Genomic DNA, 17,831 nt, shown 5'->3' on the forward strand with positions numbered 1-17,831 from the left:
GAAATGTTTCAAATTTGACAAAAAAAGAATAGCCCTCAAGTTTGAAGGCTATCCATCTCAACTATTCTTTTGCTTTTTCGGGGTGCTGCATATAATATTTATGCCCAATCCATGTTTGGACGATTAGGAAGGTTCCTCCTACAGCCCAATATAACGGGAGTGCGGCAGGGGCCGAAAGTGAGATAAACATAATCATAGCTGGCGAGAGATACGAGAATATCTGCATTTGTTTTCTTTGAGCTTCTGGCACAGTAGACATAGATACCCGTGATTGGATAAAATACACAAAACCAGCAATCAGCATCATCGCGATATCTCTTTGGCCGAGGTCAAACCATAAAAACGAATGGGTCGCAATTTCCTGGGAGCCGCGAATGGCATAATAGAGTCCCATTAAAATCGGCATTTGAATCAGCATCGGTAAACAGCCCATATTAAGCGGATTGACGTTATGCTTTTGGTATAAAGCCATCATGTCTTGCTGAGCTTGTTTTTTTTCTTCCGGCGTTTTTGCTTCCTTTGTCCGCTTTTGTATTTCTTCCATTTCCGGTTTAAGTTTTTCCATACCTATCTTCATTAATTGTTGGTTCTTATACGTTTTTAACATAAACGGCATAAGTACTAACCGAATGAGAAGCGTAATGATGATGATGGCTAAACCAAAGTTCCCACCGAAAAAGGAGCCAATTTCGTGAATTAAAAAAGCAAATGGACGAACAAAAGTATTATAAAAGAAACCCGTTTGATTTTGTACAGCTGAACATCCTCCAAGGAAGATGGATGCAAAGATAATAACCGAAAATAATACTGTGTTTTTTTTCAATGATTTCACCCTTCTATTTAAAATTTGTTTATAAAAATAGAAGATGTGGCCCTTCCGGATCATCGGGAGCTTCTTTTCTTTTAACTGTTTTGATCAAACGTGACACATCAAAAACAGGACACTCTTTTGGATGGGCTTGAGTCAAAAAATCATTTATATGAAAATGAGTATCTATTTTCCTTTTCCTGTTAGTTTGAACAGGATGAGACAATAAAACGATTTGCCAACTAAGAAGCCACGTAATGGCAAGAGTTAACGGGACTACCCATTCTGTATAGGATTCTTGAAAGAGAATATCGTACATATTCACACCTTATTTCTTGAACAGCTTCGACGCCTATCCCCTCCAAGTCATAACTCTTCAGGTAGATCCACGCCTTCCGCTTTTATGTCAATACAGAAAGTATAGTCGTATTTTTAAGGAATGTAAAAGATTTTTATTATACTTCATGTAATTACCATTCGTTACACTGATCTTTTTGCTCTCAGTTTTGTCACTTTTACATCTTTTGCTTTTTTAGTATTTAACCACGTATAGAGTGCTCCCATAAACAAGGCACCACCAATGATATTCCCAAATGTTGCAGGAATAATATTATGAATAGCCTTTGCAATTGTAATGGTTTCGGGATGCGGAATGATTAAAACGAGTGAAAACGAGACTAGATTAGCGATGACGTGTTCAAAGCTAGAAACGAAAAAGACAGATACGAGCAACATTAACGTGAAAATTTGTGCAAATTCATTTTTCAACGTTTTAGGCAAAAAGATTGCCATACATACCATCCAATTACATAAAATCGCTCTAAAGAAAATTTCAATGGCTGTATGATTCATTTTCCCTTCTGCAAGCGCGAATAACCAATTCTCCATCCCAAGTTCTTGAATAATTCCAGTTGGGGCCATTAACAATGCAAAAAACAATCCTCCTAATGCATTACCAATAAAGCAAAAAGTCCAAACACGCATCGTTTTTTTCATGGATGTATGGCCGCTCAATGTCGATATCGCAAAATACATCGTGTTGCCTGTAAAAAGCTCCGCACCTCCATACACAATCATGACGAGGGCTACCCCGAATAATACAGCCGCTACAAACCCAGCCAATGGCTCTTGATTCATATACATGCCATTTACTGTCTTCAAACAAAAAATAGTAGCAAAACCAAGATAAATTCCTGCCAGCATCGCCCTAATTAAATATTCCACTGGGCGATTTTCTACCATTAAAACTGATGCTTGTGCTTTTTTCCTTAATGTTTCAAGCGCACTCGTTTCCATGGTTGCCATTTTCTTTCGTCCCTTCTCCATAGTTCTTTGTTCAATACTTCACATAAATAACTGTAATACATCAGAGCATTAACATGTTGCATCACCATTCTTGTGCATTTATTCACAAGGATAATTGTTAAAAAGGGAGCTCTTTGATCGAGAACTCCCTTATTCTTATCTATCTATTATATTACTGTATTATGAACGTTTTTTCCATTCATTTCATTGTTATTGGACTGTATTAATTTGTGCTAATAATCCTTCCATCATTTCTTCCGAAAATCTACCTCCACTAAAGTTCACAAGAGCACGTAGAGGCAAATATTTCATCATCGCAAGCATCATATCATTAGGCTCTTCCTTCATAGCATTCGCCAAACCGCCTTGCTCAGCCATTCCCGCCATAATTTGTTGTACAATCGCTGCAGTAGCAGGGTCTTCCATTAATTCACCTAAAGTCGTATTACGATGAGCTTTTTTCCGTAAAACCATACTTGAATCTACATGAATTGTTTTTACATGAGCGATGCAATCTGAGGATCCACCGACTAAAACTTCGAATTCACCGCTTTGAACATGCCAATCGTTCAAAGCGACATTATAGTACGCAAACGAACGTTTATCTAATGTAATCTTAACTGTCTTTTCCTCTCCAGCGTGAAGGTCTACTTTTGCAAAACCTTTTAGCTCTTTTTCAGGGCGAATCACTTTGTCACTTTTGTCACTTACATATACTTGAACAATTTCTTTCCCCGCTGCAGGGCCTGTATTTTTTATCGAAATAATCACATCAACCGTTTCCGTATCTTTGATGTTATCGGAACTTAGCGTAACATTGGTATATTCAAAAGTAGTATAGCTAAGCCCAAAACCAAATGGGAAAAGCGGCTTCATTTTTTTCTTTTCATAGTAGCGATATCCAACGAATATTCCTTCTTTGTATTCAACGGAGTCTCCTTCGCCTGGGAAATTTAAATAAGAAGGATTATCGCTTAACTTCATTGGGAATGTTTCAGCTATTTTTCCTGATGGGTTCACTTCACCAAAGAGAACATCCGCGACACCGCCTCCGAATGCTTGTCCACCTAAATAACCTTCAAGAACAGCATTGACTCGATCAAGCCAAGGCATTTCGATAGGCGATCCGTTGCTTAACACGACAACTATATTTTTTTGTACTTCTGAAACTGCTTCAATCAGTTTTTCATGGTTTTCTGGTATGCTTAAGTGCGTTCTGTCATACCCCTCTGATTCGAAGCTGTCAGGAAGTCCAACGAATAAAACGGCGACATCTGCATTTCTTGCAACAGTTTTCGCTTCACTGATTAATACATCATCTATTTCATTCGAATCAAGCCTATACCCTTCCGCAAAAGAAACTTTAGCTGAGGTTGCCAGCTTCTGAATTTCTTCAAAAGGTTCATCTAGCTTTGTCGGTGTGACGTGGGAGCTTCCACCACCTTGAAAGCGAGGCTTTTTCGCAAATCCACCAATAACCGCAATCGATCCTTCTTTTTTAAGCGGAAGAGTTCTTGCTTCATTTTTTAAAAGAACAACCAATTCGCCAGCTACTTTTCTTGCCAATTGATGGTGTTCCTCTTGATTGTACGTAACATTTTCTTGCTTACTGTCTACTGCTTTGAAAAGCACCTTTAAATAACGTTCAACAGCTTTATTCAATGCTTCTTCAGACAATCGGCCATCTTGCACAGCTTCAATAATTCTTTGATCTCCAACTCCTCCAGATGATGGCATTTCAAGCTCCAACCCTGCGGCAACCCCAGCTTCCCGTTCATTTACCGCTCCCCAGTCGGAAACGACAAATCCTTCATGTCCCCACTCTTCTTTTAAAATATCTGTGAGTAATCGCTTGTTTTCGGAAGCATAAATGCCATTCACTTTATTGTAGGAGCACATTACAGTCCATGGCTGCGACTTTTTCACCACATTTTCAAAGCTGGCAAAATAGATCTCGCGAAGCGTTCTTTCATCTACAATAGAATCGGAAGTCATTCGAAGATGTTCTTGGTTGTTTGCGGCAAAGTGTTTTAATGAAGTTCCGACTCCTTGGCTTTGAACTCCGTCAACATGGCTTGAAGCTAGTTCTGATGTTAAGTACGGATCCTCGGAAAAATACTCAAAATTGCGCCCACAAAGAGGTGACCTTTTTATGTTTACACCAGGTCCAAGTAAAATTGCGACATCTTCCGCTTGACATTCTTTCCCTAAAGCAATGCCTACTTCTTGAATCAAATCACGATCCCACGTGCTCGCTAGTCCAACGGCAGACGGGAAGCATGTAGAAGGAACACTATTGAAAATCCCCAAGTTATCCACATTCTCAGTTGCTTTTTGCTTTCTTAAACCGTGCGGACCATCTGTCATCATCATTGAGGGGATTCCTAACCGTTCAATTGCTTTCGTCGTCCAAAAATCCTGTCCCGAACACAACCCAGCTTTTTCTTCAAGCGTCATTTCAGAAACGAGTTTTTTAATATCCCGTACCATAAATATTGCCTCCTATTCTATCTATTTACCTATGACTCTATTTCAAAAGTTATTTATTTTATTGTATTATTTTAATATTTTAGGTATAATTTTCATAAAACTTAAGCGGTTACATAAGGAGCTTTTTATGATGAAGAAGCTGGAAGAAATCGAATACTTTTGCAAGCTGCTTTTTGAATCGGTTGGAGTTCCTATTTATTATTACAATATGTATCAAGAGGAAGTTTTTAAATTCACAGCAAATATAAAACCATATCCTTTGGAGGAAAAACCTTTACATATATTGGAGATTCTTTTAAACGAAAGACCATTTTCCACAATCGCCTCTTCACCATTTGCAGAAAATTATTTTTACCTAAAATGCGGTGACGATGCAATTCTCCTAGGACCAACAATAGAGAAAACAATAACACATGAAATGGTCAATGGAATCATGAACGATTTTAATATTCCTTTCTATAAAAAGCAGGAGCTTCTTCATTACTTGCAGTCTGTTCCAATTATGATAAAAGAGAGATTACAACAAGTCGGATCACTCATTCATTACTTTCTTTTCAGCCAAAAACTCGAAACAGGAAATACTGAAGCATTCAAATCAATAGAAAAGCCAGATGTACTCATTTCGAAGGCAAAGCAGGAAATGTCTTTTCATTACTCTTATTTATACGAGAAAAAATTATTACAGTTTATCAAAGATGGGAACCTAAAAGGTCTTGAACAATCAATTGCATTCCAGCCGCAGAATGGAAGATTTGGAACTCTTTCAAAGAAGAGTATGATTCGAAGTGAAAAAAACCTCATTATAGCCGCAATAACCCTCGCGACAAGAGCGGCACTTGAAGGCGGCGTCCCTTCAGAAGAGGCGTATACGATCAGTGATCTGTATATTCAAAAGCTTGAGGAAATAAATGATATGAATGACATCATACAGTTAAGAAATAATGCCATACTAGATTTCACTGAGCGCGTCGCTAAGTATAAAATTCATTCCTATTCAAAGCCGATTCTTTTGTGCCAAAGATATATTCAAAAACATTTATACGAGGATATTAGTATCGGGAAGCTTGCGGAGCTTGTTAAATTGAATGCCAGTTATGTATCTCAATTGTTTAAAAAGGAAGCTGGAATAACACTAAAAGACTATATTATTCGTTCCAGAGTTGAAGAAGCTCAGAAGTTATTAGCCTTGACAGACTATACTATTACCGAAATATATTCACTGCTGAACTTTTATGATCAAAGTTATTTTTCGAAAGTGTTCAAGAAATATAGCGGGCTCACACCTAAACAATACAGGGAAGAGCATTTAATTTCTGAGCTTGATTAATTTCTTGTGGCTAATGGGAAAAGAATATTAGTTCCTCTCCCATTAGCTAGTCTCATTTTAAGTTAATTGCATGGTAGTGATACAAGTGCCGTCTCCATTAAAGGTCGAGAACGTAGATTCTACTTTTTTTCCTTCATGGTTAATCATTATGAGGTACTGTTTATCACGTGGTAACCATAAATCGATAAATCCATTAGCTTGGGATTTTAATGTTTTATCTAGTACAACATTCCCATCTTCGTCCTCGATGTATACATCAAACTCTTTTTCAGTCATTTCTCCTTGGCAACCCGTTAGACTATGAATTTTGCATGGGTGTGTTTCATTAATGAATGGTGCTATTGAAACAAAAAATTCATCTTCAGGCAAGTCAAAGACTTTTTTACTTTCATCACTGTTGGTCACAATTAGTTCGTTAGATGTAATGGATGCAGTTTGACTGTTTTTATTGTTCCCCACACTATAATCATGAACTAATTCTTTAATGTTCTGGGTTTTATTATCTTCATTTATATTTTTTCCGCTGCAAGCAACTAATACAATAATGGCAATTAACCATATTACTACAGTAAATTTCAGCTTCATTACTATCCACTCCATTTTTTTTGTTTAGCTACTACGTTGCCCATTCCAAATACCTGTATTATTTTTTATCTCCTCCAAGCTCCACTAACCCTTGTGATCTCTTTCACATTATATTATATAATTAAATGGCGGAAAACATATACTTTATTATTTGAAAATAGTTACACAAAATTGACCTTACACATAAAACGCGCATGAACAAAGCATCATGCACGTTTCCAAGTTTTATTAATCTTTTTCTAGTTCAACTGCCTTATTATTTTCAACTACAGTTTTTAGCATTGACAACTTGTTGCTCCAAAACTGGTCATAATAAGAAAGCCACTGCTTTATTTCTTCAAAGGGCTCGGGCTGTAATGTATATATTTTTTCCCGTCCAACCTTTCGTCCACTAACTAATTTTGCTTCTGAAAGAATATGAAGATGTTTGGCAATAGCGGTGCGGCTCATCGAAAAATGCGATGTTATCGTCGCAATAGGCATTTCTTTTTGAGCTAGCAATTGAAGCATTTTTCTTCGAGTTGGATCTGCAATCGATTGAAAGACATCGTATTTTTTAGCAGCTGAAGACACTTAGCCTTCCACAACCTTTCCTAGCTTCTTCGTAATACCAGCCCAGCCTTCATTCATTCTATCACGGATAATAGAAGCTTTCTCCCCTGCTTTAGGAACGATCGCATCTGCATCCTTCCAGCCACCGTGAATGAGAGTAAATTCTGTTTTATCGCCTAAATCCTTTAATATAAACGTAACGAACCACCCATCTGTATCCCATGAAAAAGAAAGTTGATGCGGTTCCTCTATTTCTAACACTTTGCATGGCGATGGTCCAAATGGTGATTGCACATGAAATTCATGTCCTACTTTCAACTGAAAATCATTTGGCATAAACCATGATGCAATGCCTTCAGCAGTGGACACAGCATCCCATACGTTTTGAATAGGTGCCTCGATCATGACGGTTTGCTTAATATCTTTTACATGATGATTATTTTCCATCGTCGTACTCCTTTAATATATAAATGTAAAACCATTTGGTTTCGTATTTTATGATATAACACCTTTTGGTTTCACGTCAAATAAATTGTAAGCAAACGAAATTCTTCTACCGTTTCCATCAGTAGAAGGAAATTTGTAAAACATCATGTCATTATCTGCTCACCTTGCATCTCTATTACGTTAAGTTATACATTTTCCATTTATAGTTTATTTCTCTTTAGCTAATTGATTTCGGTTTGGCGCCTCTGGCGGCTGTTCTAGCCAATTATGATCAATCATTAAGTTTGCTCCGTCCTCAACATAAAGTGAAACATCTAATAAGCAACGAGCATATAAAGCACCTAAATCTTTTCTTCCATTAAGCGAGGCGCCATTAGCATATTCTCTTATTTTCATTGAAAACATATCGATTTTATGAAATACCATAAGTTTATCTGAAAATGGCGGCTTAGTAGATGTTGTAACCAAATGGTCTAAAAGAGTCGGCGAAGGCAAATGATTTTCGGACAACTTTTTAGATAGCAGCCCAATATGCTTATGATTAATATTTTCTCCGCGCTCTAAGAACTTTCTCACCTTTTCACTTTTCGCACCTTGGCTAAAGCCAATAATAAGCGCTTTACTCGTAACATCATTATTGATGTTTCCAAAAAGATGAGCTATTTCTAACCCATGGAGGGGTCGCTTCTCTCCTACAAATCCACTTAAGAAATTTTGCTTATCAATAAAATCAGTGCCTTTTGGTGCAGGGATAACAGGTGAATTTGCAAGATGTCCTTTCGCCAGTAGAATGTCATTAACTTCTGCCAACAATTTTGAAGTGTCATTAAGACCTTTCATAAATAAATTTCTTACGTCTGTTCTTGTTACTAATGGAATGGCAACGGAATAAATACTCATTCCCGCCTTGCCTAAGTATTGCAAATAATGAAGATAAAATTCATCATGAAATAACCTTGGAACATCTAAGTTCACATCATCCTGCGTAAATCCTACGGGTAGAGGAAAATTCTCTTTTTCAAAAATGAATTTTATATCCTTTATCCATCCTTCGCAAAGGCTTAGTGAATCCTTTAATACCTTCTTAATATCCCGGTCATCTATATGTTTGAGATAATAGTTGAGAACACACTTTCCCATTGTATTACCTATATAGGTTGCCCAAAGCTTTCCCATTTCCGCTGATGTTAACCCTGTATCCTTATGATTATTATCCATTTTGGAACCTCCAATTTATCCCACTTCTCATCATTAGAGTTTCCAAAACAAAAAATAATATTTCATTATTCATTTTGCATACTGAACACTAACTTCTTTATTAGGGAATGATAAAAAAATATCTTGTAATACCAGTATTCTTCCCTAATAAGTCTTGCTCCGCGGCAAATATTCCTCGAACTTCTACTAGTCAAATTGAGTTTTAATACAAATTTTATATAAAACCTATCAAACAGAAGATATCTATTATCTCTTTAAAAGGATTACACGTATTGTGTAAATATAAAAATACGAGAACAATCCTTTTTAGAAATAGGAATTGTCCTCGCTATACTAAGTAACCTTACGCTTAATGCTATTTCATTTACTATTAAACTCCAACATTCCCACTGTTAATTCCTGCAGTTTTGTTTTCCAGAGGAAGCCAATCTAATACTTTCTTAATATATTCACCCCAGAAATCCCAATCATGTCCTCCTGGCCCTTCTTCATATGCAACATCAATTCCACTATTCTCCAAGTGGCTCTTAAAACTCCTATTTGCTTCAAGCAGGCTGTCCCCTTTACCACAGGCCATGTAAATTTTGGGTATATTTACTTTTTCTTCTACAAGCTTCTTAGACAGCCACTTTGGGTTCATGTCACTTTCCGCCACCTTTGAGGCGTCTCCAAAACACCCTTCAAAAAAGTTGCGATTCGTAAAAAAAAGTGGGCTATCATTTGACATCTTTTCAGCGCCATCAATAACGAGTGCTGAAGACAGTCCTGCAATATATCCAAATGTATCATGATATTTTAAACCATTTCTAATAGCACCGAAGCCTCCCATGGAGAGACCTGCAATATATGTATCTTCCCTTTTATGGGAAAGCGGGAACATTTTTCTCGTAATCTCGATTAATTCTTTCCCAATAAACTCACCATATCGATTATTAACTGTCCACGGGTTGTCTACGTAAAACATATTATCGCCGGAAGGCATGACAACAACCAAGTCATTCTCCATTGCATATCTTACAATGTTCGTTCCAGTTACCCAATCAGTGTAATTTCCCAACACGCCGTGAAGTAAATATAATGTTTTGTAAGGTTTGTCCTCCCTTATTGGCATGCCAGGAAACGTCATTTTATCGACTGGCAAAATAACATTCATTGGAACGGTTCTCCCCAATGAACTTGACAAGAAATTCACTTGAAGTAATGCCATCTACACTCTCCCCCTCTATCTTTTTAATCTATATTAGTGGAACTCCCCGAACTTTGCACGTTCATAAGCAACTTTTTTTTATTTAACCGAACGACTAAGAAAAAGAACAATAGTAAGGAACAAGCAACCGACATGGCACTTACCGAGAATAACACTCGATAATTCCAGAATTGCGATACCCAACCTAATATAATCGCACCTAGCCCGATACCAAGGTCAATGGCTGTCGAGAAAGTGGCATTTGCAACACCCATACGGTCTGGTTGAACAAAACGAAGCATTGCCGCCTGAAGAGCCGGCTGAGCGGAACCGAAACCAATACCATACAGGGCCGCCGAGACAAGTATACCTAGCAACCCAGTCGATAGGCTTAACGTAATCAACGCAATCATGGTGACAAAAAGCGCCGGAACAATGACGAACGACTCACCTTTCAAATCAGAAAGCTTTCCTGCAAACGGACGGATTAGAAAAAGTGTTGCGGAGTATACGAGAAAAAACATACCAGAATTGACATGCAACGAATGAGCAAATAACGGAATGAAGGTTGTGATGCCTCCGTAAGCGATAAATAGGAAGAAGACAGATACCGCAACTGGCATGACGGACTTTTCGAATACTTCAATTCTTCCTGCACTCTTCTTCGGCTGGAATTGCATTTTTGCACCAAACGTCATGAGCAATGCGATAACCGAAAGCGCGGCTGAAATTAAAAATAAGGTATGGAAAGATAGATTATCACTAATCCAGAGGCCAAACATCGGACCAATGGCCATTGCTAAAGTCATCGCCATGCCAGACCATCCAAAACCTTCTCCACGACGATTAGATGGGATCATATCCGTAACCGCTGTGGTCATAGAGGTAGTCGTAACACCCCAACTCATCCCATGCAACACCCTGAGCCCCAATAATACAATAATAGCTGATGTCCACTCGTATAAATACATAAACAAAGCAAAAAATAACAGTCCCCAAACGATAAATAGGCGCCTGCCAAAACGATCTAATAGCCCCCCAATAATTGGACGTATTAGGACAGCAGATAACATGAATGTACCCATTGCTAATCCAACCTGTGATTCGTTTCCACCAATCTGTTTAATATAAATTGGCAACGTTGGATAAAGCATATAAAATCCAATGAATAAAAATAGAGTTCCTAAGGTCATAAGGATAAAAGACCTCGTCCATAAACGTTCCATGTTATTCCTCCCCGGTTAAAAGACATGGTATGAAATTTAAGTTGGTTTAGTCTCTCGAACTTATCTAGAAGAGATTTCTTTTGCTAATAGTACGGATAGCAAAAAATTAAAAACTTCTAATAGTATAACTAAAGGCCCTATCCTCTAGTAGATAAGCTCCCCCAATGACTTAATTTTAAGAATACATCTTAAAGTGCACTTTAAGTCAACAAAAAAAGCCAAGAAAACATTTATAAAAATGCTCTTGTCTGAAATTATCTTAAGATTTTCTCTCTTCATTTGGATAAAGGACAAAATCGTATTTATTCCCTTTTATTTGATCTTCATAAAATGTAACCTTGCGATTCAATATATCCATGTTTTTTTGCAATGCCTGCATCTCCAATTCCATGAGACGCCTCCGCTTTTTAAGCAACGCTAACCTTTCCGTTATTGTCGCTTCTCCCATTGCACGCCATTCAGTATACTTTTTTAATTCTTCCATGGACATCCCTGTATCTTTTAAAAGGAGTAAAAATCGAAACCATCCAACATCATGGTCGGTAAATTTCCTTACATTTTTTTCATTTCTATGAGGACAAAGCAACCCTTCCTTCTCATAATATCTAATCTTACTCGCAGTTACACCGACGATTTCAGCAAATTCTCCAATAGAATAAGTCATAAGACTCCCGCCTATCTGTATTCTCGCTATTCATAAAAATATAATTTTCTCTACGCTTATATTTCATTCTATCATTCAAACTAATCGATAAATCAAAAGAAAGATAGAAAAGGATTTACCTATTTGATATATTTCCCATCATAGACCTTTATACCCCAACCTCACTCGACAATTTTGAGCCTTTCCCAAGTGGTTTTGTCCTCCATAATAAAAGGAATGATAGAACTGCAAGTAACAGACATACCCAAAAAACATAACGAAATCCTAGTAACTGGGCAATCAATCCTCCCGCTAGACTTCCTACTAACCGTCCAAGCGTAGATCCGTTGTAATAAATCGTCGTGGCAAGCCCTGGTGAATCAGGTAGTCGTTCCGTAAAGTAGCTTAATCCGTTGCCCATAACAATCGCTACAAAGGTAGCTTGAAGAAGCTGCGCAGGGATTAACTGCCAAGGCTTTGTTGCTACACTTAAGATGATGTAATAGATGATTAAAATCATGCAACCATAAATGATTAAGGTATGATTGGATACCTTTTTTCCTAAAGCACCTAGTCCAAGCATAATCGGAATTTCCAAACCTGCGCAAATGCTAACGACAATTCCCACATCCTTAAATGTCCCATGAAGTTCATTTACAATAAACAATGGTATTATGATCAAATGGATGGCATTGATGGCAAACAGGAAGAGAAAGGCGATGAATGGCAGTCTAATTTGCCTATTTTTAATCCAAGAAACACCTGATTTTATCTTTTTAACATCACTATTAGCCATTTTTCGTTTACTTAAGAAGAAAAATACAAGAGAAGCGACTGTAAGATAAAGAGCGGCTGTTCCTAGAAAGATCCCCTTGTATCCGGCAAGCACTAAAATGAGTGTCCCACATAATGGACCTATTAGAAATCCAAGAGAAACAAGAGAACGCAATGAGGATAGCGCTAATGTCTTATCATCTGATTTGCTTGCATTTGCTGATTCATGAGCGTATGCGTAGATTTGCGGCATGACGGGTGCAGCTAATCCATTGAAAATGGTAACGACAAGAAGCAGTATAAGGAAGTTATGAAACACAAGATAAGAGGAATAAGCTAATGCTGCAGAAAACGCTGCAACAATAATAATCCACCTTCGATCCACCCCACTATCAGAATGTTTAGCAATGAGCGAGTTTATAATTACGCCGCTTAATGAACTAATCGCCATAAAAACACCAAAAGCTCCGGCTGTCATTCCAAAATCTTCTGTTAGAAACAAGGGAATATATGGAGATGTAATAGAAATCCCCATACCAATCAGCAGTAAACAAATCACGAGAACGCTATATCCTTTAATAGCAAACAGATTTTTTATTCGTGCAAACAAATTTTTTCCTCCTTGAAAAGCATAAATTTAAACGAAAAGCAGAAGTACCAGTATTAAAATAATCGGTACCCCTGCATTTTCTTGACTTGCGTAAAAATCAAAAACCACTAATTGGATGCGGAGCATATGGCTCTTCAAGGAAAGCCATTTCTTCCGTAGTAAGCTTCACAGATAGCGCCTCTACTGCATTCTCAAGATGAGACATTTTTGTAGCACCAACAATTGGAGCTGTTACTGTCTCTTTGTGCAGCAACCAAGCAAGGGCAATTTGTACTCGAGGAATACCGCGTTTTCCCGCAAGGTCGGCAACACGCTCTATGACCAAACGGTCGTGCTCGGCAGTCGCATCGTATTTAAATTTTTGTGCTCGATCTGTTTCGGAACGATGTGTTGTATCTGTCACATCGCGAGTCAATCTTCCTGAAGCAAGTGGACTATACGGAATCACCGCAATTTTTTCTTCTTTACAAAGAGGCAACATCTCTCTCTCCTCTTCACGATACATGAGGTTATAATGATTTTGCATCGATACAAATCGCGTCCAGCCATTTTTCTCTGCTACATGCAACGCTTTTAAAAACTGCCAAGCATACATGGCAGAAGCACCAATATATCTTACCTTTCCAGCCTTCACTAAATCGTGCAACGCCTCCATCGTTTCCTCAATCGGAGTATTATAATCCCATCGATGAATTTGATAGAGATCTATATAATCTGTTCCCAATCTCTTAAGACTCTTATCAACTTCACTCATGATCGCCTTGCGTGAAAGCCCTTCTCCATTTGGTCCTTCATGCATACGGAAACGCACTTTCGTCGCAATAACAATTTCATCACGATTCGCATAATCCTTCAGAGCACGTCCGAGATATTCCTCGCTCGTTCCGTTTGAATATACATTCGCTGTATCAAAAAAATTGATCCCCGAATCAAGGGCCTTTTTTACAACAGGGCGACTGCTCTCCTCATCAAGCACCCATTGATGAAATCCAGTGTTCACATCACCAAAACCCATTGTTCCAAGACAAATCCGTGAGACATCCAAACCTGTATTTCCGAGTTTTACATATTCCATTTAATTGTCCCTCACTTCCACTTAGCTAATATATTTTTTTCTGCCTTTTACAATCATCGAGATGCTTTCGAATCCTTATTATGACAGAATCAATAATGTAACCGCTATCCAATTCCTCGCAAATGATTGCCTAATCCTCTCACAACTCTTACACTACACAAAAAAATGTCTTATAATGAAATCACTAAAGTCGAACGTATAAGGAGGTTTGTATATTTGAACAAATATACACAGCATGATGAGCTTACGAGAATAATAGAAAGCTATTCAACGAATGATGGCGTCCATGCAACTGCTGTTCCGTCACTTTTTTTCATACGTGAGTCTAATGTTACCGAACCAAAACACGGGGTTTATAAACCTGCCCTTTGTATTATCGCGCAAGGCGAAAAGGAAGTATTTCTTGCGCAGGAACGATTTAGTTACAGTCCTGGCGATTATCTCATAGCATCGGTTGACTTGCCTGTTACAGGTAAAGTCATCAAGGCAGCTTCGAACGTTCCTTATTTATGCTTCAAGCTTGAATTTACCCCTAGCCAAATCTTAGAGGTAATAAGTGATTCAAACATTCATATAGGCTCAAAAGAAAAAAACAAGCGAGCTATGTTTGTAGGCAGGACAGAGGAAACTATTTTAGACGCAGTTATCAGATTGGCTCGATTACTAGATAGCCCTAAAGATATCCCAGTACTTGCTCCCCTATTTACAAAGGAAATACTATATAGAGTACTGCAAGGGCCCCATGGTGCTACATTAGGCAAATCGCAATAGAAGGAAGCGATACGTATCGAATTGGGGATGTTATCGAAGCAATTAAAAATAATTACGATAGTTCGATACGCATTGAAGAGCTTGCCGAAATTGCCAATATGAGCATTTCTTCACTTCATAGACACTTTAAGGATATAACCGCTATGAGCCCTATTCAGTTCCAAAAGCAGCTAAGACTGCAGGAAGCAAGGCGACTATTATTGACAGAGTCAACTGATGCCGCTGATGTTGCATTCCGGGTAGGTTATGAAAGTCCTTCACAATTCAGCCGTGAATATTCCCGTATGTTTGGCTTACCTCCAAGAGAGGATATAAAGCGACTAAAAGAAAAATATGATCAAAGGCTTAATGCATAAGCATTTATCGAACAGATTACTAAATAACGTTAGAATTATTTAGAAGTTATATATATAATCATAACTATAAGTGCCGTAACGGATGGTCCTTTACGGCTATATTTATATTCAACTCAACCTTGTTCATTAATGAACAAAGTATTTATTAAAATAACTATGGTAAGAAAGTGGGATCTTTTATAATGTCTAAAGTTGATAGAAGAAGGCTAAAGTCACAAGAAACGATAAAAAATGCTGTTATCGAGTTAATTTCCGAAAAAAACTTTGATGATATTACGATGCATGATATTTCCGGCAAGGCCAATGTTAGCAGGGGTACGATTTATTCTCATTATGTCGATAAATTTGACCTGCTTGAAAAGCTTATTGAAGAACATCTTAATGAAATGGAAGAACTATGCGACTCCGCAGCAGAATTAGATTATATTGACGCAAATCAAGTGTGGTTCGATTATATTAAAGAAAATTACTTATTCTTTTCCACCATGTTGGCAAGCAATGGAATGCAGCATTTTCGAACACAGTTCCTTGAATTTCTATCGGAACAATTCAAGAACGACATCAAAGTTAATATGGGGAAAAACCGCGGGTTAAACGAAGAGATTATTCTTCAGTTTATTGTGATGTCGTATATCGGGATTGTGGAATGGTGGGTCAAGAATGAAATGCCTTATCCACCGTATGTCATGGCGGAACAAGTGGGAATTTTGCTGGACAGAAATCTATGATTAGTCGATGATGACTATGTAAACAAAATGCCAGATTATCGGGGGTGTGAAATGATATATTTTGAAACATCAAGATTACGATTGCGTGATTGGAATGAAACAGACCTAGAGCCATTTAGTCGAATAAATGCAGATGAAGAAGTCATGAGGTATTTTCCCAAAACTTTATCAAAAGAAGAAACAAATGCGTTCTTTACATTAATTTTATCAGAATTCAAAGAATGTGGATTTGGGTTATATGCTGTGGAAGTGAAAGAAAATAAAGAGTTTATAGGTTTTATAGGTTTTCACAAGGCAACATTTGAGGCTGATTTTACACCGTGTATAGAAATTGGATGGCGATTAAAAAAAGAGGCCTGGGGAAAAGGTTATGCAACTGAAGGGGCATTAGCTTGCCTAGAATATGGATTAAATGAATTAGGTTTTAGTGATGTTTATAGTTTTACAGCAGATGTTAATCATTCATCGAAAAATGTAATGAAAAAAATTGGTATGAACTATATAGAAACCTTCAAGCACCCAAAAATAAATAACGATAGTCCATTAAATAAGCATGTACTATTTCATATAAAACAAAATGATTTTAACAAAAAAAGAGCCACTATTCCTAATTGAGATTTGTAAGGGTTAGTGGATTTCTCTTCGTTTGAATTAACCAACTTTTCATATGAGAAACTTGTTGTATTCTTGATGAATTTCTACATAGTTGAACCCTCTCAAAACAACTCGAAAGTATTTTTATCGCTTAGGAGGACGAAAACCAGCTTTCACTGCTTCCTTCTCCGTGCAAAACATCGCTTCTGCCTTTGTTTGTTCATACCACGGAGAGTCTGGAGTATGATAGATTTTTTCGGAGCCAATATTTCCTTTTATTAGACAGTCTTTTGATTTGTTCTCCTTTGAATCGGTATCCATCGTTTCAGGATGAAATCCATCCTCCCGGGCGTAATTCTCAATCGCCCAAATCCCCACTCCTTTTTTTTGCGCTTTCTTTTGAATAGCGTCAAATTGATTAACGTAGCGGGTGTTTGGTGGATATATGTATGCGACTCTAGCCAGGCCTTTCTTTAGCAATTCCTCTTGAATCATTTTCCCATCCACATACACATAGGCTAATAATCGCCCATATTTATCTAGTTTTGGTCCAATATCAAATTCCAACTCAATCTTTTTAGCGTTTTCTACTAAATTAGTAGTAAACTCTTTAGCTTCTTGCCCAAAAGGCTGTTCACCTAGACGCGGGTGTGAAGTTTCAGGGCTATCCAATAATAAAAACCTTACTTTTTCTCGTTCACCATTATACATGACAACAATCGTATCGCCATCAATGGGCTGCACTAATTCAACCCCAACCTTATTGCCTGTACTACTAGAGCAGCCTATAAGGTTTAAAACTAATAGTAGTATATTGAACCTCTCACGGCTAAAGCCGTAAGATTCCTAGGTACAGAAACCCCTTGGCTTCTAATGCATTAGGCTATCCCCACAGTTCCTGCGGTTAATCGCAATGCTTCATTGCGAAGATTGATACTTGCGTTAAGATCACGTTGATGAAGGCATTCGCATGATGGGCAAGTCCACTCACGCAACGCTAGATCCTTAACGGCTTTATGTTTATGACCACAATGAGAACAAAGTTGACTGGAAGCAAAATTCCTTGCAACAAGGACTACTTGTTTTCCGTACCATTTTGCTTTATATTCCAACATCGTTCTGAATTGTGACCACGA

The 17,831-nt window shown here is 37.7% G+C and carries 18 protein-coding genes and 1 pseudogene; 4 read left to right on the plus strand and 15 right to left on the minus strand.

The window, feature by feature from the left end:
- Positions 1-61: 61 nt before the first annotated feature.
- The 4 genes from yidC to KHA96_RS15175 all read right to left on the minus strand — a co-directional run bounded on the left by yidC (position 62) and on the right by KHA96_RS15175 (position 4,603).
- Positions 62-823 (minus strand): membrane protein insertase YidC, encoded by a 762-nt coding sequence (gene yidC, locus KHA96_RS15160; RefSeq protein WP_249315642.1) that lies wholly within the window; start codon positions 821-823, stop codon positions 62-64.
- 28 nt (positions 824-851) lie between these two features.
- Positions 852-1,127, minus strand: coding sequence for a hypothetical protein (locus tag KHA96_RS15165; RefSeq protein WP_213130166.1), 276 nt, complete (start codon positions 1,125-1,127; stop codon positions 852-854).
- A 161-nt stretch (positions 1,128-1,288) separates the two neighbouring features.
- The gene (locus KHA96_RS15170; protein WP_213130167.1) at positions 1,289-2,113 is read right to left on the minus strand and encodes a formate/nitrite transporter family protein; all 825 of its coding nucleotides are present in this window, start codon (positions 2,111-2,113) and stop codon (positions 1,289-1,291) included.
- A gap of 210 nt (positions 2,114-2,323) precedes the next feature.
- Entirely contained in the window at positions 2,324-4,603 is a 2,280-nt protein-coding gene (locus KHA96_RS15175; RefSeq protein ID WP_213130168.1) for a beta-glucosidase family protein, read from the minus strand.
- Positions 4,604-4,733: 130 nt separating this feature from the next.
- On the opposite strand from KHA96_RS15175, the gene KHA96_RS15180 reads away from it, so the two are divergent.
- Positions 4,734-5,930 (plus strand): helix-turn-helix domain-containing protein, encoded by a 1,197-nt coding sequence (locus KHA96_RS15180; protein ID WP_213130169.1) that lies wholly within the window; start codon positions 4,734-4,736, stop codon positions 5,928-5,930.
- Positions 5,931-5,987: 57 nt separating this feature from the next.
- Here the strand turns inward: KHA96_RS15180 and KHA96_RS15185 are convergent, their stop codons facing one another.
- From KHA96_RS15185 to KHA96_RS15225, 9 genes are all read right to left on the minus strand, one after another.
- The gene (locus KHA96_RS15185; protein ID WP_213130170.1) at positions 5,988-6,515 is read right to left on the minus strand and encodes a CueP family metal-binding protein; all 528 of its coding nucleotides are present in this window, start codon (positions 6,513-6,515) and stop codon (positions 5,988-5,990) included.
- Between the two features lie 228 nt (positions 6,516-6,743).
- Positions 6,744-7,088: an ArsR/SmtB family transcription factor gene (locus KHA96_RS15190; protein ID WP_213130171.1), complete on the minus strand. Its 345-nt coding sequence runs from the start codon at positions 7,086-7,088 to the stop codon at positions 6,744-6,746.
- Entirely contained in the window at positions 7,089-7,514 is a 426-nt protein-coding gene (locus KHA96_RS15195) for an SRPBCC family protein (protein WP_213130172.1), read from the minus strand.
- Between the two features lie 207 nt (positions 7,515-7,721).
- The gene (locus KHA96_RS15200; RefSeq protein WP_213130173.1) at positions 7,722-8,732 is read right to left on the minus strand and encodes a DUF3231 family protein; all 1,011 of its coding nucleotides are present in this window, start codon (positions 8,730-8,732) and stop codon (positions 7,722-7,724) included.
- 370 nt (positions 8,733-9,102) lie between these two features.
- Complete coding sequence (locus KHA96_RS15205) at positions 9,103-9,939, minus strand: alpha/beta hydrolase (RefSeq protein WP_213130174.1); 837 nt, start codon at positions 9,937-9,939, stop codon at positions 9,103-9,105.
- 23 nt (positions 9,940-9,962) lie between these two features.
- The gene (locus KHA96_RS15210) at positions 9,963-11,144 is read right to left on the minus strand and encodes an MFS transporter (RefSeq protein WP_213130175.1); all 1,182 of its coding nucleotides are present in this window, start codon (positions 11,142-11,144) and stop codon (positions 9,963-9,965) included.
- A gap of 259 nt (positions 11,145-11,403) precedes the next feature.
- On the minus strand, positions 11,404-11,808 hold the full coding sequence (locus tag KHA96_RS15215; protein WP_213130176.1) for a MerR family transcriptional regulator: 405 nt from the start codon (positions 11,806-11,808) through the stop codon (positions 11,404-11,406).
- Between the two features lie 148 nt (positions 11,809-11,956).
- On the minus strand, positions 11,957-13,171 hold the full coding sequence (locus KHA96_RS15220) for a sugar efflux transporter (protein ID WP_213130177.1): 1,215 nt from the start codon (positions 13,169-13,171) through the stop codon (positions 11,957-11,959).
- A gap of 97 nt (positions 13,172-13,268) precedes the next feature.
- Positions 13,269-14,246 carry an aldo/keto reductase gene (locus KHA96_RS15225; RefSeq protein WP_213130178.1) on the minus strand — a complete coding sequence of 326 codons (978 nt, stop codon included), beginning with the start codon at positions 14,244-14,246 and terminating at the stop codon, positions 13,269-13,271.
- Between the two features lie 165 nt (positions 14,247-14,411).
- Between KHA96_RS15225 and KHA96_RS15230 the strand changes: the two are divergent.
- The 3 genes and pseudogenes from KHA96_RS15230 (at position 14,412) to KHA96_RS15240 (ending at position 16,716) form a co-directional block, all read left to right on the plus strand.
- Positions 14,412-15,373: pseudogene (locus tag KHA96_RS15230) on the plus strand (AraC family transcriptional regulator).
- A 182-nt stretch (positions 15,374-15,555) separates the two neighbouring features.
- On the plus strand, positions 15,556-16,101 hold the full coding sequence (locus KHA96_RS15235) for a TetR/AcrR family transcriptional regulator (RefSeq protein ID WP_213130179.1): 546 nt from the start codon (positions 15,556-15,558) through the stop codon (positions 16,099-16,101).
- A gap of 51 nt (positions 16,102-16,152) precedes the next feature.
- Positions 16,153-16,716 carry a GNAT family N-acetyltransferase gene (locus tag KHA96_RS15240; RefSeq protein ID WP_213130180.1) on the plus strand — a complete coding sequence of 188 codons (564 nt, stop codon included), beginning with the start codon at positions 16,153-16,155 and terminating at the stop codon, positions 16,714-16,716.
- Positions 16,717-16,839: 123 nt separating this feature from the next.
- Here the strand turns inward: KHA96_RS15240 and KHA96_RS15245 are convergent, their stop codons facing one another.
- A complete protein-coding gene (locus KHA96_RS15245) occupies positions 16,840-17,508 on the minus strand; it encodes a thermonuclease family protein (RefSeq protein WP_481748250.1) in 669 nt (222 codons plus the stop codon).
- Between the two features lie 65 nt (positions 17,509-17,573).
- A partial coding sequence (locus KHA96_RS15250; RefSeq protein WP_213130181.1) for a zinc ribbon domain-containing protein occupies positions 17,574-17,831 on the minus strand: 258 nt, incomplete at its 5' end.

Source organism: Bacillus sp. FJAT-49711 (genome assembly GCF_018343715.1).
Classification (GTDB): Bacteria; Bacillota; Bacilli; order Bacillales; family Bacillaceae_C; genus Lederbergia.

Coding starts and splice junctions, on each gene's coding strand:
- KHA96_RS15215 (WP_213130176.1), bottom strand. CDS start 11,808: ATGACTTATTCTATTGGAGAATTTGCTGAAATCGTCGGTGTAACTGCG.
- KHA96_RS15205 (WP_213130174.1), bottom strand. CDS start 9,939: ATGGCATTACTTCAAGTGAATTTCTTGTCAAGTTCATTGGGGAGAACC.
- KHA96_RS15240 (WP_213130180.1), top strand. CDS start 16,153: ATGATATATTTTGAAACATCAAGATTACGATTGCGTGATTGGAATGAA.
- KHA96_RS15225 (WP_213130178.1), bottom strand. CDS start 14,246: ATGGAATATGTAAAACTCGGAAATACAGGTTTGGATGTCTCACGGATT.
- KHA96_RS15180 (WP_213130169.1), top strand. CDS start 4,734: ATGAAGAAGCTGGAAGAAATCGAATACTTTTGCAAGCTGCTTTTTGAA.
- KHA96_RS15185 (WP_213130170.1), bottom strand. CDS start 6,515: ATGAAGCTGAAATTTACTGTAGTAATATGGTTAATTGCCATTATTGTA.
- KHA96_RS15200 (WP_213130173.1), bottom strand. CDS start 8,732: ATGGATAATAATCATAAGGATACAGGGTTAACATCAGCGGAAATGGGA.
- KHA96_RS15165 (WP_213130166.1), bottom strand. CDS start 1,127: ATGTACGATATTCTCTTTCAAGAATCCTATACAGAATGGGTAGTCCCG.
- KHA96_RS15170 (WP_213130167.1), bottom strand. CDS start 2,113: ATGGCAACCATGGAAACGAGTGCGCTTGAAACATTAAGGAAAAAAGCA.
- KHA96_RS15235 (WP_213130179.1), top strand. CDS start 15,556: ATGTCTAAAGTTGATAGAAGAAGGCTAAAGTCACAAGAAACGATAAAA.
- KHA96_RS15195 (WP_213130172.1), bottom strand. CDS start 7,514: ATGGAAAATAATCATCATGTAAAAGATATTAAGCAAACCGTCATGATC.
- KHA96_RS15175 (WP_213130168.1), bottom strand. CDS start 4,603: ATGGTACGGGATATTAAAAAACTCGTTTCTGAAATGACGCTTGAAGAA.
- KHA96_RS15210 (WP_213130175.1), bottom strand. CDS start 11,144: ATGGAACGTTTATGGACGAGGTCTTTTATCCTTATGACCTTAGGAACT.